At 68.0% G+C, this 21874-nt stretch carries 20 protein-coding genes; 9 read left to right on the plus strand and 11 right to left on the minus strand.

What is annotated here, in order from left to right; genetic code table 11:
* Nucleotides 1-97 precede the first annotated feature (97 nt).
* Nucleotides 98-2278, plus strand: a complete 2181-nt coding sequence (locus ACH4FH_RS36205; RefSeq protein WP_398560225.1) for a SpoIIE family protein phosphatase — start codon at nt 98-100, stop codon at nt 2276-2278.
* Between the two features lie 560 nt (nt 2279-2838).
* Here ACH4FH_RS36205 and ACH4FH_RS36210 read toward each other — a convergent pair.
* From ACH4FH_RS36210 to ACH4FH_RS36225, 4 genes are all read right to left on the minus strand, one after another.
* Entirely contained in the window at nt 2839-3735 is an 897-nt protein-coding gene (locus ACH4FH_RS36210; protein ID WP_398560226.1) for an MBL fold metallo-hydrolase, read from the minus strand.
* Nucleotides 3736-4099: 364 nt separating this feature from the next.
* Complete coding sequence (locus tag ACH4FH_RS36215; protein WP_398560227.1) at nt 4100-5719, minus strand: transporter; 1620 nt, start codon at nt 5717-5719, stop codon at nt 4100-4102.
* Between the two features lie 4 nt (nt 5720-5723).
* Nucleotides 5724-6008 (minus strand): hypothetical protein, encoded by a 285-nt coding sequence (locus ACH4FH_RS36220; RefSeq protein ID WP_398560228.1) that lies wholly within the window; start codon nt 6006-6008, stop codon nt 5724-5726.
* A 1215-nt stretch (nt 6009-7223) separates the two neighbouring features.
* The gene (locus ACH4FH_RS36225) at nt 7224-7868 is read right to left on the minus strand and encodes a TetR/AcrR family transcriptional regulator (RefSeq protein ID WP_398560229.1); all 645 of its coding nucleotides are present in this window, start codon (nt 7866-7868) and stop codon (nt 7224-7226) included.
* A gap of 189 nt (nt 7869-8057) precedes the next feature.
* On the opposite strand from ACH4FH_RS36225, the gene ACH4FH_RS36230 reads away from it, so the two are divergent.
* From ACH4FH_RS36230 to ACH4FH_RS36240, 3 genes are read left to right on the plus strand one after another with little or no spacing between them, the layout of a single operon-like run.
* Nucleotides 8058-8336: a hypothetical protein gene (locus tag ACH4FH_RS36230; protein WP_398560230.1), complete on the plus strand. Its 279-nt coding sequence runs from the start codon at nt 8058-8060 to the stop codon at nt 8334-8336.
* On the plus strand, nt 8333-8617 hold the full coding sequence (locus ACH4FH_RS36235; protein ID WP_398560231.1) for a hypothetical protein: 285 nt from the start codon (nt 8333-8335) through the stop codon (nt 8615-8617). The genes ACH4FH_RS36230 and ACH4FH_RS36235 overlap by 4 nt, the downstream gene beginning before the upstream one ends.
* Entirely contained in the window at nt 8614-9009 is a 396-nt protein-coding gene (locus ACH4FH_RS36240) for an NAD(P)H-dependent flavin oxidoreductase (RefSeq protein WP_398560241.1), read from the plus strand. Before ACH4FH_RS36235 ends, ACH4FH_RS36240 begins: the two co-directional genes overlap by 4 nt.
* An 858-nt stretch (nt 9010-9867) precedes the next feature.
* Here the strand turns inward: ACH4FH_RS36240 and ACH4FH_RS36245 are convergent.
* From ACH4FH_RS36245 to ACH4FH_RS36265, 5 genes are all read right to left on the minus strand, one after another.
* Nucleotides 9868-10707 (minus strand): urease accessory protein UreD, encoded by an 840-nt coding sequence (locus tag ACH4FH_RS36245; RefSeq protein WP_398560232.1) that lies wholly within the window; start codon nt 10705-10707, stop codon nt 9868-9870.
* Nucleotides 10704-11405, minus strand: coding sequence for an urease accessory protein UreG (gene ureG / locus ACH4FH_RS36250; RefSeq protein ID WP_398560242.1), 702 nt, complete (start codon nt 11403-11405; stop codon nt 10704-10706). Before ureG ends, ACH4FH_RS36245 begins: the two co-directional genes overlap by 4 nt.
* Before the next feature lie 39 nt (nt 11406-11444).
* Nucleotides 11445-12119, minus strand: coding sequence for an urease accessory protein UreF (locus ACH4FH_RS36255; protein ID WP_398560233.1), 675 nt, complete (start codon nt 12117-12119; stop codon nt 11445-11447).
* 75 nt (nt 12120-12194) lie between these two features.
* Nucleotides 12195-14168, minus strand: a complete 1974-nt coding sequence (locus tag ACH4FH_RS36260) for an urease subunit alpha (protein WP_398560243.1) — start codon at nt 14166-14168, stop codon at nt 12195-12197.
* A 5-nt stretch (nt 14169-14173) separates the two neighbouring features.
* On the minus strand, nt 14174-14887 hold the full coding sequence (locus tag ACH4FH_RS36265; RefSeq protein ID WP_398560244.1) for an urease subunit gamma: 714 nt from the start codon (nt 14885-14887) through the stop codon (nt 14174-14176).
* Between the two features lie 412 nt (nt 14888-15299).
* Between ACH4FH_RS36265 and ACH4FH_RS36270 the strand changes: the two genes are divergently transcribed.
* From ACH4FH_RS36270 to ACH4FH_RS36285, 4 genes are all read left to right on the plus strand, one after another.
* On the plus strand, nt 15300-16181 hold the full coding sequence (locus tag ACH4FH_RS36270) for a terpene synthase family protein (RefSeq protein WP_398560234.1): 882 nt from the start codon (nt 15300-15302) through the stop codon (nt 16179-16181).
* A 65-nt stretch (nt 16182-16246) separates the two neighbouring features.
* Nucleotides 16247-17875, plus strand: a complete 1629-nt coding sequence (locus tag ACH4FH_RS36275) for a prenyltransferase/squalene oxidase repeat-containing protein (protein ID WP_398560235.1) — start codon at nt 16247-16249, stop codon at nt 17873-17875.
* Between the two features lie 177 nt (nt 17876-18052).
* Nucleotides 18053-18370, plus strand: a complete 318-nt coding sequence (locus ACH4FH_RS36280) for a hypothetical protein (protein WP_398560236.1) — start codon at nt 18053-18055, stop codon at nt 18368-18370.
* Between the two features lie 81 nt (nt 18371-18451).
* A complete protein-coding gene (locus ACH4FH_RS36285) occupies nt 18452-18640 on the plus strand; it encodes a hypothetical protein (protein ID WP_398560237.1) in 189 nt (62 codons plus the stop codon).
* 301 nt (nt 18641-18941) lie between these two features.
* Here ACH4FH_RS36285 and ACH4FH_RS36290 read toward each other — a convergent pair whose 3' ends face one another.
* On the minus strand, nt 18942-19109 hold the full coding sequence (locus tag ACH4FH_RS36290) for a hypothetical protein (RefSeq protein WP_398560238.1): 168 nt from the start codon (nt 19107-19109) through the stop codon (nt 18942-18944).
* Nucleotides 19110-19446: 337 nt separating this feature from the next.
* Here ACH4FH_RS36290 and ACH4FH_RS36295 point away from each other — a divergent pair, with 337 nt between their 5' ends.
* The gene (locus ACH4FH_RS36295) at nt 19447-20601 is read left to right on the plus strand and encodes a glutamate--cysteine ligase (RefSeq protein ID WP_398560239.1); all 1155 of its coding nucleotides are present in this window, start codon (nt 19447-19449) and stop codon (nt 20599-20601) included.
* Between the two features lie 102 nt (nt 20602-20703).
* On the opposite strand, the gene ACH4FH_RS36300 is transcribed toward ACH4FH_RS36295, so the two are convergent.
* Nucleotides 20704-21675: a terpene synthase gene (locus ACH4FH_RS36300; RefSeq protein WP_398560240.1), complete on the minus strand. Its 972-nt coding sequence runs from the start codon at nt 21673-21675 to the stop codon at nt 20704-20706.
* Between the last annotated feature and the right edge of the window lie 199 nt (nt 21676-21874).

Here is a 21874-nt window from a genome sequence, read left to right on the forward strand (position 1 = left end):
CTGAGTTCGTACACACGGGAGCGGCAGTGGCACGGCCAGGTGCGCCTCACGTTGCCTTGAGGTGGCACGCCTCCGCTCCCTTCCCCACAATTGTTCTATGGGGACCGATGTGGACGTGTTCCTCTCTCGTCTCGCTCAAGAGCTCAGGCCACGGGCGGCCCAGTCGGTCGACGTGTTGCTACAGCGGCTGCGCAGCGAGCTGCCCGAGCTGTGGACGTACGAGGACGTCGCCGCTCTGGCCCTGGAAGAGACGACAGCCCACGTAAACGTCTTTCTGGATATGTTCGAACACGGCCTTGATGTGATCGAGGTCGAGGCGCCTCCCGAGGCGCTGGAGCTCTCTCGCAGGTTCGCTCAGAGCGGGATACCACTGAGCAAGCTCCTGCGCACCTACCGGCTCGGCCACATGAGCCTGCTCCAACTGATGCAGGCAGAGGCCGCCCGCCTCACCAGCGACTGGGAACTGATCAACGCTGCGTCGATCAAGCTGATCGCGATAGCTTTCGAATACGTCGACCGGGGCTCGGAAGAAGTCGTCGCCGCGTACCAGGAAGAACGCGACCGGCGGCTTCAGCGAAAGCTGATCCTGATCAACGAGGCAAGCAAGCGGATCGGGACCACACTCGACACCGCCCGCACCGCTCAAGAACTTGCCGACGTCGGCACTGGCGAGTTCGCCGACCTCATCACCGTCGACCTCCTCGACTCCGTTCTCCGCGAAGAAGGCACGCCCCCACCGGCAGGTGCGCCGACCCTGTGCCGCATCGCGCAGCGTTCCGTCTTGAGCGGTTGCCCGGACTCCGCAGTCGCCACCGGGGAAAGGCACACCTATCCGGCGGGGTCGGAGCCGGCTCACGCACTGGCCACGGGGCAGTCGCTCCTGTGCCGCGTCACGGCGTCCGGCGCCCCCGCATGGTTGGCGGCGTCCTCGGACCGCAGGGACTTCCTGCACACCGTCGGCCTCCACTCGATTCTGCTCCTGCCTTTGCAGGCCCGCGGCGACACCCTGGGCCTCGCCCAGTTCTTCCGTCACCGAACCGCCGCCCCCTTCGACGAGGACGATCTCCTCCTGGCCCAGGAGATCGCGGCCAGAGCAGCCGTGTACATCGACAACGCCCGCCGTTACACCCACGAGCGGGCCACCGCGCTCACACTCCAGCGCAGCCTGCTGCCCCAGCGTGTGGTGGAACAGTCCGCCGTCGTGACCGCCGCCCGCTACCTGCCCAGCGGATCCCGGGCGGGCGTGGGCGGCGACTGGTACGACGTGATCCCGCTGTCCGGAGCCCGTGTCGCCCTCGTCGTCGGCGACGTCGTCGGCCGTGGTCTCCACGCCGCCGCCACTATGGGCCGCCTAAGGACGGCTGTGCGCGCCTTCGCCGACATCGACCTGATGCCCGACGAACTGCTCACGCATCTCGATGACGTGGTCATCCGCCTTCAGCGCGAGGAGGCCCGAGATGCGGGCGAAACCAGCGCCACCTGCCTGTACGCGATCTACGACCCCGTCTCCCGGCTGTGCTCCCTGGCCAGCGCCGGACACGTCCTGCCGGCCGTGGCTACTCCCCCGGCCGCCGACGGTGACGCCCCAGCCTCCCGGTCGGTCGACTTCCTTGAGATGCCGATCGGCCCACCGCTGGGCCTGGGCGGACTCCCCTTCGAAACCACCCAGTTCGAGCTGTCGGAGGGCAGTCTGCTGACCCTGTTCACCGACGGCCTGATCGAGAGCCGAACCGGTGACGTGGACGTCGCGCGCACGGTGCTGCGCGACGTCCTCGCCCGGGCGCCAATGCCGCCCGAGGAGATCTGCGACCGGCTGCTTGCCGCGTTGCTGCCCAGCCGGCCTGCTGATGACGTGGCCCTTCTGGTGGCGCGAACCCGGGCTCTCGACCCCGGCCACGTCGCCACGCTGCCCCTCCCTTCCGACCCGGCCGCCGTCGCCGGGGCCCGCAGCTTCACGTCCGACACGCTGACCACCTGGGGGCTGGAAGAGCTGGCCTTCGCCACCGAGCTCATGGTCAGCGAGCTGGTGACGAACTCAATCCGCTACGGCAAGAGCCCCATCCACCTTCGGCTGATCCTCCAGGACACGCTGACATGCGAGGTCTTCGACGCCAGCAGCACCGCTCCACACCTACGTCGCGCCCGTACCTTCGACGAAGGCGGCCGTGGCCTGCTGTTGGTCGCCCAGCTCGCTGAACGTTGGGGCACACGGCACAGCCGCGAGGGAAAGGTCATCTGGGCAGAACAGGCTCTCCCCGACAACCTCATCCGCCGATGAGAGCCAGTAGCGCTCGCCGGGCACTCGCTAGTGGTCACGGCCGGCTCAGCGAAGCCCGGCAGTGGGGCAGTGGGGCAGTGGGGCAGTGGGGCAGTGGGGCAGTGGGGCAGTGGGGCAGTGGGGCAGTGGGGCGATGATCGCGTCGATGGCGCCGCGGCAGGTCCTTTCTCATGGCGAGCCGCCACTCTGCGCGGGAAGATGCCTAGGCACCAGCGCCACCGACATCGACTACATGACGTTCACCGAATGGACCGATCCGCCTTCCGGCGCTCAAGCGAGAGACGACCTGTTAGGTGACAAGTCGTAGGCGGCGAGCTTGGAGGCATGTCGACCGCCCTGCGCCTGGCGGAGCGCGAGCTCGTCGTCGCGTCGAGGGGGAGAGTTCTGCGGCCACGGTTCGAATTCGCGCAATGCAGGACGGTTAGCGGGCGTAAGCGAATGGTCCGCCGGGGACGGTCCGGCCGTTTTCCGGCTGGGATAAGGACCGTTCGGGATGCAAGCCCGGGCGGCTTCGTGCACGCCCGCCGCACCGCTCCCAGGTCTGAGCGGCCGCCACGAACTCACGTCGCGCGGAACCGCCCCTGCTCCACCTCCGCGACCAGCCCCGCGCTCCGCAACCGGTCCAGGTGCTGCACCGCCGTCCTCCGCTCTACCGGCCTCACCTGCGGCCCTACGACGTGGGCCCGGTAGACCCACCGATGGTCGACGATCTCCTCAACGGTCCGCGGCTCGTGGAGGAACACAAGAAGCGCTGCCTCCCGCTTCGCCACCACGTCGACGTAGGCGTCGAGCCGGCGCCGGAACTCCCCGGCACCCTCGATCACGCCCTTCTGATGGGACGTGCCGTACCAGTGCGCGTCGATTTCCCGGCACCGACGCATGGACGCCTCGAAGTCAACCAGGCTGCTGCCGACGTCACCGTAGTACGGTCCAAACGACGTCAGGTCAATGTCCCCCACGAACAGGAAGCCGTCTGGCTCGATCATGAAGCCGCTGTGGCCCGCGGTGTGCCCAGGCAGGTGCACGACCGTCACGGTGCGCCCGCCGAGGTCGAACACGGCGCCGTCTTCGAACCCTGCCGCGTCCAGGCGCCCGTGCACATGGAACTCGTCCCGCATCGTCATGTCGACAGCGTCAACCGCCTCGGGCGGAAGGCCGAACCCGGCAACCAGCACATCGCGGGACCGCAGCGCTTCAAGGTCGCCTTCGTGGATGTGAACCGGCCCCTCGTAGCTTCCGAGACCGGCGATGTGGTCCTCGTGCGCATGGCTCACGAGGACCACATCCGCGTGGGGCGCCGCCTCGACGAGTGACAGCGACGGATCAACGACCAGCGACGCGGTCGCGCCCCGTACGAGCAGCGAGTTGCCGTACGGGTAGGCGCCCTGTTTTGCGCCGACGAGCACGCTTACCCGGCCGTACTCAGCTGTTGTGTATCCCGTGTCGCGCTTGTTCATGACTAGCTGTCACTCCGATCCGATCTCCAGTCGTATCCCCGCATCGTGTGAAGGCAAGTACGGGGGCGAGCCGCGGTGGGCTCACTATGCGGTGCCAGACCGTCAGGCAGCTCGTCGCCGGCGAAGATGGTGCCGAGCCGGGTCGTCTGGAGGAGCCCTCTCCGTCGCAGGCGATGAGGCTGTAGACATTCCTCGTGGCATCTCCGACAGCCACGACGGTGCCAGAGTTGATCGACGTAACCATCACCACCTGCAGCCTCGTCACGTGCTCACCGGACCGCACACCAGTTCCGGACCACGGCAACTTCCCACGCGGGAAGTCCGCGACGGGTGCCACTGCGCGAGCGCTACGCCTTCGTGTCTGTCACCGCCGTCCGTCTGTCTGTCTCGTCGACATTCCGGGTGCACTCCTTCGAGAGAGGGGCACCTCCCCGGACCGCCCCGTGCTGCCTATCCACCCGAGGAGGAAGGCCGCCGGAACGGAAATCAGGCCGGGATTGTGAAAGGGATACCAGTTGAGATGCGCATGCGGCCACAGCGCGTACGCGGTCCCGGAGACGGTGGGTGAGAACAGCGTGAGCACTGTGGACAAGAAGAGTCCCCCGTAGACGGACCACAGCAGCCCCCTCCGATCGAATCCGGACCAGCAGAACGAATAGACCAGCACGGGAAAGATGCACGACGCCGCGACGGTCAGCGAGAAGGTGACCAGGAACTCGACGGGATAGCTGTTGGTGACGGCGGACAACGAAAGGCCGACCGTGCACAGGGCGACGACGGCCAGGCGCAGCGCGCGCACTTCACCGAGTTTGCTGCGTGGCCCCTTGACCCGTGCGAAGACATCGCGGGAGAGGGAGACAGCGGCCGCGAAAGTCACGCTGGTCACGGCGGTGAGTACGGCGAGAAAGGCGACACATGCCATGACGGTGATGAGAACAACGCGCGCTCCAGAGCCGTGTCGGAGAACCTCCGAGGCCAGCAGGATCGGGGACGACTGTCCGTTGGCGTCGACCGCTCCGAGGCTTCCGCTTCCCACTACGGCCGCCGCTGCGACTCCTGTCCCAATCAGGAGGTAGAAGAAGCCGCCAACCAGTCCCACAGCGATGGTCATGGATCGTTGCGCATCCCGCCCCGTGCGGGACGCGCTGATGCGCAGTATCAAGTGGGGCATCATGGCCGTACCGAGGACCACGACGATGTGGTCGCCGATGGTGTTGAGTGTTCCGAGCCCTGCCGTATGCGCCCAGAGGCCGGGACTCAGATATCCGTCTGGCGAGAGGCTCTGTCGAACCGCCTCGGAGAGCATGCGTCCTGGGTCCCACTCGAACATCCTGAGGGCCAGTACCGTGACCGCCGCGAGCGTCACCAAGGTCACGGGGACCTTGACGATATGCATGAAACTGGTGCCTCTCAGATCGGCCACCCCTGCGAAGCAGGCGACGAGACATCCCATGAGCACCGTGCACACGATCTGGACCCTATCGGTCGACGCGCCGATGAGGAGGGCAGTACTGATGCCGGCGGCCCTCAACTGGACCATGAGTACGGGGATCGTGATGATCAGCGTCACCACGGCACCGGCAATGCGCGGAGCAGATCCGGACGCACGTATGGAGAACAAGCCCCCGAGGGTGTACTGGCCGCAGTCCCGTATTTTTTGTGCGAAGACCAGCAGCACACCGAGCGCGATGACACTGTCGATGGCGGACACGAACCCGTCGTATCCAAAGAGAGCAACTGCCCCTGTGATCGTGAACAGGGTGATGACCGAGATCTGTTCGCCTGCCATGGCGAAACCGTTGAAGACCGGGGAGAGGGAACGGTCGGCTATGTAGAGGCTCCCGGGCCGGTCTTCGTGCGAGGCGAGCGTGAAGACCCACAGGAGGGCGAGGCCGATGAAGACCAGAAAGGCGACGATTACGGGGCCCCGGGCGGCTGAGCCGATCGAGTCGAGCGCGGCCGCGCTCACAATGGAGAAGGTCATCGCGTCACCCCTGCCCGGTCTCGGAGACATGGGCGATGCCTGACGTCTTGGCCTGGGGCCTCACAGAATCCGGAGACCGATTTCCGGCATCACACAAGGTGGATGACCTGTTTTCGTACCACCAGGAGGTGGAGATGAACAGGCCGAGTTGGAGGAGGCCCCACGTGATCCCCAGGGTGATCTGGCCGAACACCTCGGTGCCGGACAACTGGGGGATGCAATACAACACGATGGCGACGGCGAGCGGACCTGCATTGACGACGATAAACGCGCGCTGTGGGCGTCGCACCCACCGACGAATGCTGCCACCGCCTTGCTGCGGGAAGGCATCGGGTGAGCGCCGTGAGGCCGGTGGGCCCACAGGCGGGGACGGGGTGAAGTAAGAGGGCACGAAACCTCGATCGGTGAGGACAGGTGGCTGAAGCGGTGCTGGTTCGTGGCTGAGCAGGGCGCGACCGTTCCGGCGGCAGGTTCGACGCCGTCCGAGACCCCGCTCCCCGGTGAGCCGCCACAACTGCGCAGCCGCGTCGGGAGGTCTTGGGACGCTGCCATCGTCAGCCTCAAGGCACTGAGGTCGTCCGGCCGGACGAGGGTGACGGGCACCGGGGGTCCAACTGCCGCACAACAGCGGGGGTGAGGCTCAGGCCCGGGGACGCCTTCCTCGCTTCACGCACCTGGCGACATCCTCGAGCGGCTCGGCAAGCCGACATCTCGTCGAGAGTCGACTTCGAATCGTATTTGAGTTTACGGGCTGCTTGCGCGGGGCTGTCAAGATCCCTCCCCCACTTGGGAGGCCGCCGATCGGGCATCTCAGGGCATTTCGCTCCATGGGGCCGATGTAGATAAATCCATTGCCGCCTGACTGGCGAACTCAGGCCACTGGTCGACCCGTTGGTCGACGTGCTGCTCCGGGGCATGCGCAGCACGCGCCCAGGCGGCGGGCGCACGATGACATCGCCGTTCCGCCCCTGAGAGAAACGGACGGAAAGCCATAGCCTCCCTGAACCTGCTCGAGTAGGGCGTCGTGGATGGACGTCGCAGCGATCGGGCTGGCCGGCACCGGCGGGTGAAGTGGACGAGGCGGTTGTCGGGGGCCGGCCGGACAGCCGGTGGGTGGCGTGCGGGAGTTCACCGAGGCGGCCCTCCCGCCGGTGACCCTCACGGAATTCAAACGGGTGGCGGTGAAGCTGGAGGCCGAGCAGGACTGGGACCCCACGAGCCCTGAGTCGAGGGCTGCGTGAGCACCCACCTACCGGGCCTGCTCACTCAATTTACGAACGCTGTGATCCGGCCGGTGGCCGGATCCACTGAGCCTGCACCGAAACGGCAACGGTGCACGAGGGCCATCCAGAGAGAGCGGTCCGCGCTGGTGAGCGCGCCGCGAAGGAGGTCGGCGACGCGCTCTGACCGTGTCGCCACGTGATCCCCTCTCACCTGGACCCCAGCGGACACGCTTGCGGGTGCTGGGGCTCGCGGGTCGCGGGAGCCCTGACGCGTCGCTGCGTCAGGCGCGGCGCTGCGGCCCGTCCGTGGCATAGGTCGCCAGGTACGCGGTCACGATCCGGCGCGCTTCGTTGATCGTGATGTCGTCACCGTTCGGCGAGTTCCGGAACGCGACGTCGAAGAGCCGGTTGCCGACCTCGAAAGCGAGCTGTACGACCAGGAGAGGCAGGTCGGCGGGGACAAGGCCACGCTCGACAAGGACGTGCCAGACGCGCTCGGCCTGGACCTCGTCGAAGGCGCGGACCAGGTCGATGACCGTCTCATTGCGTCCCTTGAACCACAGCTCCGTGCAGCTGGGGTGGAGGCGGAAGTACTCGAGCAGGGGGTCGATGACGGCGTCGCCGATGTCACGCAGCGTCTGCGGGTCGCGATTCACCAGCGCGGAGTCGATGATGCCATCGAGCTCGTCCACATAGCGCTGCATCAGCTCGGCCTCGACCTGGTACCGGTCGGCGAAGTAGTGGTATACGGAGGCGACGGGGATGCCCGCCCGATCGCCGACCGCCTTGAGCGTCGCAGCCTCGTAGCCCTGCTCGGCGAGCAGCCCCTCGGCGGCCTCGATGAGGGCCCGCCTCCGCTCCACTCCCCGGCGCTGCACCACGGCCGGGCGAGTCGGTGCCTGGGCTCTCGATCTTTTCTCGAACACGATTCGAGATCATATCAGTCGCCCTGCTCGATAACCCCATCTGGGAATGATTGACAGGGCCCGCCGTCCCCTGAATTCAATTCGACATCGGACACCTTCTGGTCACGCTCGTAGAACGGAAAGGGGCATGGCCGGCAGTTGTCGTGGCGTCGGAGCAAGTGACGCCGGCTTCGCCAGGTTCTCCGCGGCATGGGACTCCTCAGCGTCGAGGGCCACTCGCTCGTACCGCTCGAAGCACGCGTCAGGGTCGATGTCCGGACCTTTCTGGGCGAGACCTTTGGTCGTCGTGTGGAGTACGGCGGCACCTTTGGCACCTGCCGACCGCCGGCACTCTGCACGCCGAGCTCGCGGCGCGAGCCCTGGGTCGACGCCGCCGTCCGCCCCGGACTCGCCCACGGAGACTTCCGCCTCGACAACGTGCAGATCGACCACGCCGACCAGTCCGCGCCGTCATCGACTGGGAGATGACCACCCTGGGCAACCCGGCCTCCGACCTGGCGCTGATGTTGCCCTACCCCCGGCCGACCCGCCTGGTCGGTGCAGGTGTCGCCCCTGATGCTGGCCTCGCGCCCGGCTTCCCGTCCGAGGCGGAGATCATCGCGCGGCACGACGCCCGCAGCGTAAGCGACCGCAGCGACCTCTGCTTCTACCTCTGCCTCGCCGCCTTCAAGGTCGCCGCGATCCGGCGCTGGCACGCGAGATCGCGCGGTGCCGGGAGACGACCGACAGGCCGTTCAGCGTCAACCTGACCATCCTGCCCACCCTCAATCCGGTGCCCTACGCGGAGTACCGCGCGGTCATCATCGAGAGCGGCGTGAGGGTGGTCGAAACTGCCGGCAGCAACCCGGCGGAGCATGTGACCGCGTTCAAGGGCGCAGGCGTGAAGGTGATCCACAAGGCGGTGGCGGTGCGGCATGCCGTCAAGGCGCAGAGCCTCGGCGTGGACGCGGTCAGTATCGACGGCTTCGAGTGCGCGTGGCATCCGGGTGAGGAGGACAGCCCCGGCCTCGTACTCGTTCCCGCCGCCGTGCGACGGCTGGAGAGCCCCGTCATCGCCAGCGGCGGCTTCGCCGCATCCAGCAGCCGTGTCGTCTCATCGCCGTTCGGGCCGTGGCCGGCCGCGAGTTCCCGTAGCCCCTGAAGCTGCTGGGACGCTGTTGCAGTGAGGGATGCTCCGGCGCGCCGCGTTGTCAGTGCCTCGGCGGCTGTGATGGTGAGCGGGGCCTTGGTAACGACGAGGAGCAGTTCATCGCCCTCACGGCACTCCCCCCGACGTGATGGACCGGCATCACTGGTCAACGGTGTTCTCGTATGGCTTGGACGACGCGGACAGCTTGGCCTGCACATATGCGCACGTGCCGTCCTCGAGATCGATCACGACGTCGTCGATCGTGACGGTCGGCCTCCAGGTGCAGTGCCACCACAGGCGAAGAAGACTTCAGCCAGGGCACCCGGTAAGTGACCAGCAACGCGGCGATGCCAGCCCGGTGGGTAGCCCCGGCCTCGTTCCTCGCTTCGCCCAGCGCCCCGGTCCGTGCTGCCTGCATATAACGCACTCCAGCCAGTTCAGCGCGGGCATGCTCCAGCAAGGTCGCGGACGCCGATCGGATCTGGTATCGCATCGCAGGGACGCCTGCTGGATGAGCCGCGACGAGGTTCGCGGGGTGGGCCATCACCTGCGCCATTTCCTATTCCATTTAGAACCTGGACGGGCGGACGGCGCGTCGTCGAGCGGGGCCAGGCACCCTTCTGCATCCTCCCTGGTGGAATGCCCACTCGCACAGCGCCAAGACACCTGCGGCAACTGGACGAACCCGTGACGCGCGTCTCCGATTCCTGCCACCGAAGTTCCACACGTTTAAGCCAGGCGCGCCCCGGGCTTCAATCTGCTCTTCTCTGGTCGTCAGACTCTTCGCGGCGGCATCGCCGAGGGGACCATCGCGCTTGGGTGCGCCGGCCCCCGTCGGCGCTGCGCCCCGTACCCGGGAGTTCGGGTGGTTCAGTGCGCGATCTCGGCCGGGACGCGATGGCGCAAGGCGCTTTGCGTCGTGTCCAGGAGGCGACGCAGGCGCAGGCCATCCGGAGCGATGGCAGTGACGAGCGCAGCAGGCTCCGCGAGTGGTGTCAGGATTGCTTGGCCCTCTTCCGAATCGTCGCCGAAGAGTTGAGGTTCGGGCGACTTGCTCTCGAAGGCCGGGTCGACGATAAGCATCTGCCCGATCGCGCGGTAGCCGCCCAGCACGGCGGGGCCGTCCCAACCGGGTGCGCCTGGACCGTACTCGGCTTCCTGTTCAAGAAGCATATGCCCACCGCGTCGGACGGTGAGTCGGGTGGCCACATGGCCGGACGTCTCCCCCGTACGCCCGAGTACCTGTTCTTCACGCAGCACGAGCCGTGCGGTGGGGGCGAGGTCGACGTTCCAGGTCTGCCGCAGATTGCTGCCGGCGGCACAGATCAGCGGCTTGGGCAGCCAGTGGAGCTCCGCGTGCTCTTCCACGATCAGGTGTACGTCGTAGGTGGCGTACTCCGGGGTGGGGCCTGGCAGGGCGAGGGTTGCGGCGGAAGAGGTGATGTGGAGTGCCGCGTTTTGCTGGGCGGTGGCTTCGATGCGGAGTCGGTCGCCGCCGAGGGGGGCGCTCATCGCGCCGACGATGCATACGCGTGCCTCGGTGCCGCGTGAGCGCAGGCGTCGCATTTCGAAGGGTCCGTCGCCGTCGAGGACGGGCAGGGTGGTGGTGCCGCCCCTGGTGGCTGCGGTGATGCGGGCGGTGGCCCGGACGCCTGTGGCAGGAGGTGCCGGCTGGGCGAACGGCACGGCTTCTTCGGTAGTGAGGGTCATGCGGGGCCTGCGGTCCAATTGGTGAGGCGTTCGCGTACCCAGTCGGCGACTGGTTTGACGCCGCCCTCGCCCTTGAGGGAGGTGAAGGCGACGGGGAGGTGGCCGCGCTGGACCTTGGCGTCGCGGGCCATGCCCTCCAGGTCGGATCCGACATAGGGGGCGAGGTCGGTCTTGTTGATGACGAGGAGGTCGGCGGTGGTGACGCCGGGGCCGCCCTTGCGGGGGATGTCGTCGCCGCCGGCCACGTCGATGACGAAGATCTGCGCGTCGACCAGGCCCTTGGAGAAGGTGGCGGTGAGGTTGTCGCCGCCGGACTCCACCAGGATCAGGTCGAGCGGGCCGCCCTCGGCCTCCAGGTCCTCGAGGGCTTCGAGGTTGGCGGAGATGTCGTCGCGGATGGCGGTGTGCGGGCAGGCACCGGTTTCGACGGCCTTGATGCGCTCGGGTGGCAGGACGGCTTCGCGCAGCAGGAATTCGGCGTCCTCGCGGGTGTAGATGTCGTTGGTGACGACGGCGATGGACAGCTCCTCGCGCAGGGTTCGGCAGAGGGCGGCGACGGTGGCGGTCTTGCCTGAGCCGACCGGGCCGCCCAGGCCGATCCGCAGGGCGCGGCGGGTGCCGTCGGGGCGCTTGGGGGCGGCGGCGCTGTAGGTGTGGCGGTGGGGAAACTTCTCATCGAGATCGTGACCGAGGTGCATGCGCATTCCCGTCATGTGCGAGGTCTTGTGGTGTGGTGGTCAGGAGGCGAACAGGCGTACCGGCCAGGCGGCGTGCTGCTGGGCGGTGATGTCCAGCAGCGGCGCGGAAGCGGCGGGCAGTGCGCCGATCCCCTCTTTAGGGAGGCGTGCGGCAGCGTCGGTGGCTGCGGCGGCGATCTGGTCGAGTTCTGGGGCCAGGCGGGCGAGGACAGCGGTGGCGTCGAAGGGGTCCAGGCTCAGTAGCCGGACCGTTGCCGTGGCCGGTCCGCTGACGGTTTCGTACGCCGCGGCACAGGCGGCGTCCAGTGGTGCGAGTCCGGCTGACCGGGCGGCCAGGCCCAGCACCACAGGCTGGTGCGCGCCCTGCGGCCTGGCGGCGGCCAGGTAGTCCAGTTCGGCTGACGGCCAGGTGACGCGGGCGGCGCGCATCATCTGCCGTCCGAGTTTGCGGGCGGTGGCCCGTAGGGCCCGTACGGGGGTGCGGGCGTCGGCGGCCTCGTCCAGCTGAAGCGGATCGTGCCCCGCGGCGGCCGCGGCGGCCAGTGCCGCCGCGACCAGGCCCGCGGTGTGCAGCCGCCCCCGGCAGAAGTCTTCCAGCGTCTCCGCATCCTTGATGCGGCCCGCGGCGACGGCCGGTTCGGCTCCGCCGGAGTGCGCGTGCCCTCCGGCGGGGAATCGGCCGTCGGCCAGGACGAACAGCGCGGCGCGGTTCATCGAGCGCAGGCCCCTTTCCTTCATTGTCGTTCGCGGTTCGTCTTCTGCGTCACCGGCGGGTGCGCCCTTGGCGGGTCAGAAGAGGAAGTACCTCTGGGCCATGGGAAGCTCGGAGACGTAGGCACGGTCGACGATCTGGCCTTCGACAAAGGTCGTCACATCGGTCACCTTCGCTCCGCCGATGATGACCTCGTAGGTGTCGGCGTCGATGCGAACGTCGGGGGTGGCGTTGTTCTCCTTCATGTGTTCCTTGAAGACGCCACGTGTGTCCTTGATGGCCTTGAAGCGCTTGTTCAGGGTGCGGCCCTTGGACAGGTTCTTCTTGATGGCCCGCTCGGTGACGAAGTTGTAGGAGATGGCGCCAGGAGCCAGGCCGGTGGCCCCCCACATGGGGCGTGGCAGGACGGGCTGTGGCGTGGGAATGGAGGCGTTGGCATCGCCCACCTGCGCGTAGGCGATCTGTCCGCCCTTGATGACCATGTGCGGCTTGACCCCGAAGAATTTCGGCTCCCACAGCACCAGGTCGGCCAGCTTGCCGGTCTCCACCGACCCGACGACGGCGTCGATGCCCTGGGCGAGGGCGGGGTTGATGGTGTACTTCGCAACGTAGCGGCGGGCACGCCGATTGTCGGCCAGCGGTGGTTCAGGCGCCGGCGTCGTGTCCACCGGCGTCTGGCCCTTGGGCTTGTTGCCCTTTGGCTTGTTCTCCGGCTTGTCCGCCGGCTGGTCTTCTTCCAGGAAGCCGCGGCGTACCTTCATCACGTGCGCGGTCTGCCAGGTACGCATGATCATCTCGCCGATGCGGCCCATGGCCTGGGCGTCGGAGGACATGATGGAGATGGCGCCGAGGTCGTGGAGGATGTCCTCGGCGGCCATCGTGGAGGGCCGGATCCGGGAGTCCGCGAAGGCCAGGTCCTCGGGGACGGCAGGGTTGAGGTGATGGCAGACCATCACCATGTCGAAGTGCTCCTTGACCGTGTTGACGGTCAGTGGCCGGGTGGGGTTGGTGGAGGCGGGCAGCACATTCGGCTCGCTCACCATCTTGATCATGTCGGGGGCGTGGCCGCCACCTGCGCCCTCCACGTGGAAGACGTGGATAGAACGCTTTTTGATGGCGTCGAGGGTGTCCTGAACGAAGCCGGCCTCGTTCAGCGAGTCGGCATGGAGCGCGAGCTGGACGCCGGTTTTCTGACACACCTGCAGGCACTTGTCGATGACGGCGGGGGTGGCACCCCAGTCCTCGTGAACCTTGAACCCGATGACGCCGGCATCCACCTGGTCGAGCATGGACTCCGTGGACATGGTGGCGCCCTTGCCGAGCAGGCCGATGTTGACCGGGAAGGCGTCCAGCGCCTCAAAAGTCCGGTTGATGTGCCAGGATCCGGGCGTCACGGTGGTGGCGGTGCTTCCCTCCGCAGGTCCGGTGCCGCCGCCGATGAGCGTGGTGACACCCGCAGCCAGCGCCTCATCGATCTGGTCGGGGCAGATGAAGTGGACGTGCGTGTCGATCCCGCCGGCGGTAAGGATCCTGTCCTTGCCCGCGATGACTTCGGTGTCGGGGCCGATGACGAAGTCGGTGGGCTTCGGGCCGATACCGTTGTGGGCGACCCCGCCGTCGTGCAGCGGGTTCATCGTCTCGGGGTTGTACGCCTTGCCGAGCGCGACGATGTTGCCGTCGCGGAGGGCGATATCGGCCTTGACGATGCCCCAGTGGTCCAGGACGACAACCCCGGTGATGACAGTGTCCGGGGGAACAAAGGCGGTACGGCCGGCTGACGCATCCGCCTTGCCTTTGCCGGGGTCGCGCGGCACGACGGACTGCCCCATCGACTCACGGATGACCTTGCCGCCGCCGAACACCATTTCGTTGCCGCTACGGCCGGGGCCGCCCGACCAGTCATCCTCGATCTTGATGCGCAGAGCGGTGTCGGCAAGACGGATGCAGTCGCGGGTCGTCGGGCCGAACCGGTCGGCGTAGTCGGCCCGTAGCAGAGGGTCGAAAGGCGTTTTCTCTTCGGGACAGCAGGAGCAGTTGGGGCACTCAGCCATTGCAGTCACACCCGCTCCTTGGCAAACGAACCCGTGGTGTTGTCCAGCGAACCATTGACCTTCTCGGGCAGACCCTTGATCTTGCCGCGCAGACCGTGGACCAGGCGGTCGCCCTCGATGGGTACGAGCTCGACTTCTTCAGTGATGCCAGGCTCGAACCGTACGGAGCTGCCGGCGGGGATGTTCAGGCGCTTGCCCCACGCCATCTTGCGGGGGAACTTCAGCCCGTCGTTGGCCTCGGCGAAGTGGTAGTGGGATCCGATCTGGACGGGTCGGTCCGTCGGGTTTTCGACCGTCAGTTTGGTGATGCGGTCCCGTTGCCTGGGGCCGTCGTTGAAGGTCACCTCCTCGTCGCCCTTCAGCGGGGAGAAGTCCACCTTGCCTGGGGAGACGTTCGGCTCTTCGTCCTTGCCCACTTCAGGGAAGGGGCTGTGGATGGTGACCAGCTTCGTACCGTCGGGGAATGTGGCCTCCACCTGCACGTTCTCGATCATCTCCGGGACGCCCTCCATCACCTCCTCCCGGACAAGCACCTTCCGCCCGGAAGACATCAGCTCGGCAACGGTCCTACCGTCCCGGGCCCCCTCAAGGACGTGCACGATCAACAGCGCCATCGTCTCGGGATAGTTGAGCCGCACCCCCCTAGCCCGCCGCTTCTCGGCGACATCGGCCGCCACATGCATCATCAAGCGTTCTTGCTCATGCGGAGTCAGGTGCACAGTCACGTCCCTGCGTTCGCCCCTGCCCAGAGCTTCTGCCCCGGGCCGCCTGCTGGGACTGGCCATCCGCCATAGACATGGGGGCAAAGCCTTCACGGCCTCTCGCCCCATGCCACGACGCGGCACCACTCGACCGCTCAGCCCCAACCCGCGTGGAACCATCTTGAACACCCCGGCAGTGCAGAAACGACACGCCTGCCGACCAGCACCCAAACGAGTGGAAGTGGCTTAAAAGTCAGGCCTCGCGGCGCTCTTCGGGGAGTGGGCGTGAACGATCAGAGCTACTTCGCTTGCGTATCCACTGCCTCGTCTGAGGGTGGTCTGGAAAGATCGAGGTATGCCTGATATCTCATCATCCTCGCCGCTCCTCGGGCCAGAGGCGGTGCTGCCGTGGGCCCGGGAGGTGGGCTTGGTGACGGATGCCCGCGAGGAGCAGCGCCTTGTCGCGGCACGGCTGAACGTGCTGGCCGACTGTGCTCTCCCGCAGGGCGGCGTCGCGGACGTGGCGCTGACGGCACGGTGGGCGGCGTTCATCTGCTGGGTGGATGACCAGATCGACCGGCGGGGCGTGGGGTCGGTCCCGGGTGAGCTGGAACGGTTCACAGCGCCGCTGCGCCAGGTACTCGCGCCCGAGACGGTGCCGTCGGTTGCCGGTCTCCCGCACGCGGCGGTGTTGCGGAGGCTGTGGGAGCAGACGGCCGCGGGGATGCCCACCCGCTGGCGACGTCGCTTCACCACTGATTACACGGACTTCCTGAACGCCTGCGAACAGGAAGTGGCCCTACGCAGGTCGGGGGCCCGGCTACCGCTGGCGGAGTACCTCGATCTGCGGCGCCGCACGATCACTTTGCTACCGATGCTGGACATCCTGGAACGTACAGGTCGTGCCCAGCTGGTGGAGGATCCGCGCGTGGATGCCCGGCTGAGGGATCTGCGCGGGGCGGTAGCGGACGTCGCGGGCTGGGCGAACGACCTGGCCTCGGCCGCGGACGACGAGGCCGCCGGCCAGGACAACCTGGTGTCGGTCCTCGCCCGGCAGGACGGCTGCTCGACGGGCACGGCCCGGCGACGGGCGGCCGCGATGATCGAGGAACGCCGCGCGGCCTTCCGGACCACCGCAGCGGCATTGCGCGCTGAAACCCGCCTGCAGCAGGACCGGTTGGAGGAACTGCGCCGCTATGTGGATCTGGTGGAGAGGTTCATGGCCGCCACCCTGCACTGGCTGGCCGCCACCGGACGCTTCGCTCCCCTCGAGCCGTCCACAGCACACCAGCCGTCAGGGTCACGGTCCTGACACACCCACACAGCGCCAGAGCTGCTCCATCCGAGATCTACGACATCCCTCGGAGTGACACGCCGATGAGACTTTCCCGGATAACCCCTGACCAGCCCCGCTGGCCCCGGGCCGCTTTCCCCACTGACCTCGCATCCGCCACCGCCCGACTGCGCGCCCACCTCTTATCCCGGCTCGACTCGGACGGCGCGGTACGCGACCCCTGTCACAGCCGCGTCCTGGAATCCGCCCTGCTGCTGGCCCTGCTGGACCGCGCCCACCAGCAACCCGCTGCCCGTGACCGCCTGGCCGTATACCTCTCCGGGCACCGCGACTCCCCCCAACCGCTGGACCGGCTGCTGGCCAGGGCCGCCCTCGAGCGCCCGCCGGCTGCGGCCGATCTGCTGGACGTCGAACACTTCCTCGCCCAGGCACCGGACTTCACCGGAGCACGCAAACGCGCCCTCCTGGACGCGATCCTCCTCTTGCTCGGCGCCGCCTGCGACACCGCGCTCCCCGGCGCCGACGCGTTCGACCTGCGCGGCCTGCACACCTGGGCGCGCGTCCAGGTCACCGCGGTCAAGGCCGTTCTCGCCCACGCCCACCGCCAACCCCATCTGATCGGCGCCCGCGACCTGGAACTGCTGTGCTCCACCCAGCGCCCGGGAACCGTGTGGGAGGGAAACCTCCTGATCCACCTGTCGGTCCTGCACGCCCTGGCCCCCCTGCCCGGCCACCACGCCCTGGTCACCGACGGCATCCGCACCGCACTGGAACACCAACGTCCGGACGGCGGGATGCCGTTCATCTGCGACGAGGACACCTGGGTAACCGCCACCTCCGGCCTCGCCCTGGACGCCACCGGTGCCCACGCATCGGCCCTGGAGGCCATCGCCGGACGTCTGCTCCGCCTCCAGCAGCCCAGCGGTGGTTGGTCCTACACCGAACACGCCCAACTCGCCGACGTGGACTGCACCTCGGTCGCCATCGAAGTCCTCCACACCACCGCCCCAGAAGCCCATCGGCCGGCGATCAACCGGGCGATCGGCGCCCTGCACGCCCTGCGCGGGCCCGACGGCGGCTTCCCCACCTACCTGGCCGGCGCCCCCTCAGAGGCGAGCATGACCGCTGCCGCCGTCAACGCTCTCAGCACCCAGGGCCACCACCAGCAGACGGCGGTGCAGGACGCGCTCGGCCACCTAGCCTCCCAGCAGCACGCGGACGGCTCCTTCCCACCGGACTGGAGCAGCAGCCGCCTGCACACCATCTTCCGTGCGACCCTCGCCGCCCGGCGCCACCCCAGCCACGCCACCCCCGGCAGCCCCGCCCAGCAGATCACCCGACGGGCCACACGCCTGGTGCTGGACTCTCAAAATCCCGACGGCGGCTGGGGCCGGCACCGCGATGCCACCAGCGACGCCCTCAGCACCGCCTACGCCCTCATCACCCTCAGCGCACACAGCGACCTCACCGCAGCCGGCCCCGCAGCCCAGGGCGCCGCCTACCTACTCACCCACCAACGCCCCGACGGGTCCATCGCCGGCCTTGCGGACTCCATCGGGCCACGCCCGTTCGGCTTCACCATCCCCGCCCTCGCCGACACCTTCACTCTCCTGGCGCTCGGGCACCTCAACCACCGCCTGACGCCCGCAAAGCCAAGCGCACCCATCCCCCCTTCCCCGGCCATGCAGCCCGCCACCACCGCGAACCCGTAATCAAACCCCTGGGGCTGCCGCAGCCGACCTGCTTGCTCGAACGAGCATCGGAAAGCTGCGGCTGATCCTGGACGAACTCCACGACCGTGATGTGGTGATGGACGGGGTAGCGAACACGGCCTCCCTCGTCACCCAGGTCATCGGCGGTCGTCGCCGGCTATGTGGAACCGTGCACCGGTGGCCGTGGCTCTGGTGATCAACCACCCCGTGGCTGCCGACCGGATCGCCCGCACCGGCACGCCGGTGGTCTACGTCGACAGCCTCCCGTATCTGTGGGCCATCGTCTCGGAGGTACCCGCAGCGGTAGCGACGTCCTGCGCCCGGCGCAGCACTGCCAGTGCGCTGGCGCCTGCCAGCCCTCTGCACGGGTCGACTGACGTGTCCTGGGTGGAGCCGAAGGTGCCGCCGCCCCGGCGGCGGCAGGGCGGCGGCAGCGTAGTGGTCAGTGCCGGCGGGCTGCACAGTCACCTGGTCGGTGGCGCCTCCGACGCCTAACCTGAGCGCGGTGGTGGTCCCCCTCGTCCAGGCGCTGATCCGTGCCCGCAAAACCGCGGCAGTCTGTGTGAACCTGCCCGCGTGGGCACACAGGGGCTGGCCGCGACGCTGCCCGAGTCCGTGCACGTCGGGCTTTGCTCCGCGTACGAGTTCGAGGCGGCTTTGCTGCTGGCCGACGCACTGTTCACCTCGCCCGGCAGCACGAACGGCGAAGGAGGCGGCCACCACGAGATCAACATAAAGTCGGAGGTGAGCCGCGGGGTGGCATAACGCTGCGGGTCTCGTCGGCGCCCGCGGCCTCGGGTGAACTGTCTTACAGGCCGCGTCCTTCGTCGCCGCGGAAGGCCCGCCGCAGTCGCGGGGCGGTCGTAGGCGAAGGTGTTGCGGGCCGCTGCGGCGGCGCGGGCTTGGTGCTCGGCCCGCTGGCGAACATCTGCCGCGAGATTCGCCGCTGCGTGATCGGTGGGCGGTAAGGGTGGTTCGAGTTCGAGTCCACCATCTTGCTACAGCACCCCGCCCCGACATGAGCTGTGATCAGCTCGTATCAGGGCGGTGGAGGAGTCAAAAGGTGTCACAGATGGCCGGAGGTGACTTCAAGAACATCTCCGCTTTCATCAGCAAGCGAGATTCCCTGCCAGAAGTTGACCCTCACCCCCTTGTGGCTGATCGAGTCTGCAGTAGCCGGTCCCGCGAACGACAACGCAGCCCCCATGAAGGCCAGAGTGGCAATCACACGCATAGCGATCTTCATACGCTGTTAACGAGCCCGGCCGTGACCGGTTATGGGGGACGTTCGATCAGGAGCGCGACGTAACTCAGTGCCCGACCTGAGAGACGGCCCTAGCCTCCACTCCCCCACTCGCCAGTCTGAGTCGGGCCCGAACAGAGGTGGTTGGACTCGAGGGACGGAGGCTGCCGGGTGAGGTCGGGAATGCGCCATTTATGTCGCCCGAATCGTTCTCGGCCTTACGGTGGGAGCCGTTTTGTCGTCATGCGGGTTTGCAGAGGCTGGAGGCGGCGTGCGGAATTCCTACGCAACGAGAGCGGGGGTCCGGGCGGGGCAAGGAAAGCTGACGGTGGGGGTGGAGGAGGAGTTCGCCCTGGCGGACCCGGTGACACGCAAGGCTGTGCTCGTGGCCGATGCGGTGGTGGAGGCGGCCGGCCGCCTGGCAGGTGAAGGGCATGTGGTGGGTGAGATGTCGCTGGCGCAGCTGGAGACCGTCACCGGTGTGTGCTCGGACGCGTATGAGCTCCGTGCGGAGGTGAGGCGGCTGCGCCTGTGTGCGGCCAGCGCCGCGCGGGAGGCCGGCTGTCTGCTGGTGGCCTCGGGAACGGTCCTGCTGGGCGAGCCTGGACCGCCGCCGATCCTCGACAAGCCGCGTGATCACGCGATCGCTGCCCGCTTCGGGCTGCTTGTGGACCAGCAGTGCACCAACGCCTGCCACGTCCACGTGGGCGTGCCGGATCTTCAGGAGGCCGTGCAGGTGGTAAATCACCTGCGGCCGTGGATGCCGTTACTGCTGGCGATGACCGCGAACTCCCCTTTCTGTGGCGGCCGCGACACCGGGCACGCCAGTTGGCGGACGATGCTGTGGGACCGGTGGCCGACCGCCACTCCGCCGCCGTACCTGCGCTCGGTGGACCACTACGAGGAAGTTGTGGCGGCACTGGTGGACAGCGGCGCGGCGGTGGATCCGGCCATGTTGTACTGGTCCGTCCGCCCCTCGCGGCATGTGCCCACCGTCGAGGTCAGAGTTGCCGATGTGCAGCTGGGCATCGAGGACACCGTCGCCTACGCGCTGCTGGTGCGCGCCCTGGTAGCCGCCGCACTGACCGACCTGCGCAAGGGAAGACCGGCCCTGCCGGTGGAGGACACCGTCCTTCGCGCAGCGACCTGGCGCGCGGCCCATGACGGCATGTCAGGCCAAGCGCTGACCCTGCCGTTACCCGGCCCGCACAGAAACGTCCCGGCCTGGCAACTGACCGAGGCCCTGATGGGACACGTCCAGGGGCATCTGCGAAAGGCCGGCGACTTCGAGACCGTGCGACGCTGGCTGGCACGACTGCGAAGACACGGCACAGGCGCCGCGCAGCAACGCGCCGTGTACGAGCGCACAGAACGACTGGCGGACGTTGTCGACGCCATGGCCCTCCCCGAGCCTCCTCACGCGGACGCCACCCCCAACCGCAAGCACGAGGCGATCTGTGAAGGCACGGTGCAGCCCACTTGACCTGTGGCGCCCGGGCGGCTGCCGATGACGGCAGGGACAACGTTGCCTCCGTCGGCGCCGGTCGGCCCTGCCAACACGCGCATGGCATCGGGGCTCCGGGAATCAGGTGCCTGTGAGGTGGGTGCGCCAGCGGTCGCTGACCTGGTAGACGGTCTGGGTTCCGCCGATGGCATGGCTGATTGCCCTGGCGTAGTCGGGGAGCTGGGGGACGGGTGATGCAGTCAGTTCGGTGACCAGCCGGTGGGCTGTGGAAGCCTCCGTGTCGCACAGGCGGCACACTTCGGCGAACGCCTCGGGCAGGGACAGGCCGTGCTCGCGGGTCAGGATGAGCGGCAGGGTCTGGGGCGGTGTGCCGAGCCGTTGGCGCTCCATGGGGAAGGAGTACACGTCGTTGATCCAGCCCCACAGTCGTGCCGTGCCGTGGATCAGGTGACGGACCGGCTCACAGTGGTGGACTTGGTCGGGCAAGTCAAGGCCCGCGCAGGGTTCGATGAGGGTGGCGAGGATGTGGCCGAAGAAGGTATGGGGGCGCATGGCCTCGTACTCGGCGAGGCCGACGATGCGTCCGTGGGTGGTGGTCTCCCAGTACGTGGCCGCAAGGGCCTGGTGGAACCGGGCGGTGGTGCGGGCGGCCTGAGCGGGGGTCATCAGGTCGTGCATTCGCCGGGTGAGGTCGGCCAGCGCGGAGGTGAGCGGGGAGGGGGAAGCCGAGGGCGTGGTGCGGGTGTCCAGGACGTGGGTGAAGGAGGCGATGTGGGGGGCCAGTGTGGCGGCTGTGGCCTGGGGGGCTTCGACGTGGAGGTCATCGAAAGCGCTGAGCCAGATGCACAGGACCGCGGCGAGGTCCAACAGTTCTTGGCCGGCGTCGGGGAAGAGGAAACCCGCGCCTCTGCCCACCCGGGCGGCCTTCAGCCGGGTGCTCTCATGGGCGTCGTCGACAAGCCGATGGTCGTCGAGCCAGGCCGCGGCGTGGTCGTCCGTCCCGGGGCCCAGGGGGTTGGAGCGGGCGGGAAACAGATGCCAGAACGTGGGGGCCGGCCCCGTGGATCCGGAGCCGGCAAAGGGGGCGCTCATGGTCGTCATTCTGTCGCGGAGCTGAGGGTGGTCAGGTATCGCAAGGCGGTGCACCACCCCGGGCGCCTGCTGCACCCTGGGCGCCACCGGGGAAGGGACTGCCGCCCTAGGGCGTGTCCGCAAAGTCATGGGAGCCACAGTCGGAGGCAGGCGAGGGTGACCAGGGCTTTGTAGTGGTGGGCTCGTTTGTCGTAGCGGG

This window comes from Streptomyces sp. NPDC017993, assembly GCF_044328065.1.
Lineage (GTDB): Bacteria > Actinomycetota > Actinomycetes > Streptomycetales > Streptomycetaceae > Streptomyces.

Coding starts and splice junctions, on each gene's coding strand:
- ACH4FH_RS36215 (WP_398560227.1), bottom strand. CDS start 5,719: ATGACCTTCTCCATTGTGAGCGCGGCCGCGCTCGACTCGATCGGCTCA.
- ACH4FH_RS36260 (WP_398560243.1), bottom strand. CDS start 14,168: ATGGCTGAGTGCCCCAACTGCTCCTGCTGTCCCGAAGAGAAAACGCCT.
- ACH4FH_RS36230 (WP_398560230.1), top strand. CDS start 8,058: ATGGGACTCCTCAGCGTCGAGGGCCACTCGCTCGTACCGCTCGAAGCA.
- ACH4FH_RS36300 (WP_398560240.1), bottom strand. CDS start 21,675: ATGAGCGCCCCCTTTGCCGGCTCCGGATCCACGGGGCCGGCCCCCACG.
- ureG (WP_398560242.1), bottom strand. CDS start 11,405: ATGCACCTCGGTCACGATCTCGATGAGAAGTTTCCCCACCGCCACACC.
- ACH4FH_RS36290 (WP_398560238.1), bottom strand. CDS start 19,109: ATGCGTGTGATTGCCACTCTGGCCTTCATGGGGGCTGCGTTGTCGTTC.
- ACH4FH_RS36255 (WP_398560233.1), bottom strand. CDS start 12,119: ATGAACCGCGCCGCGCTGTTCGTCCTGGCCGACGGCCGATTCCCCGCC.
- ACH4FH_RS36275 (WP_398560235.1), top strand. CDS start 16,247: ATGAGACTTTCCCGGATAACCCCTGACCAGCCCCGCTGGCCCCGGGCC.
- ACH4FH_RS36245 (WP_398560232.1), bottom strand. CDS start 10,707: ATGACCCTCACTACCGAAGAAGCCGTGCCGTTCGCCCAGCCGGCACCT.
- ACH4FH_RS36205 (WP_398560225.1), top strand. CDS start 98: ATGGGGACCGATGTGGACGTGTTCCTCTCTCGTCTCGCTCAAGAGCTC.
- ACH4FH_RS36235 (WP_398560231.1), top strand. CDS start 8,333: ATGACCACCCTGGGCAACCCGGCCTCCGACCTGGCGCTGATGTTGCCC.
- ACH4FH_RS36210 (WP_398560226.1), bottom strand. CDS start 3,735: ATGAACAAGCGCGACACGGGATACACAACAGCTGAGTACGGCCGGGTA.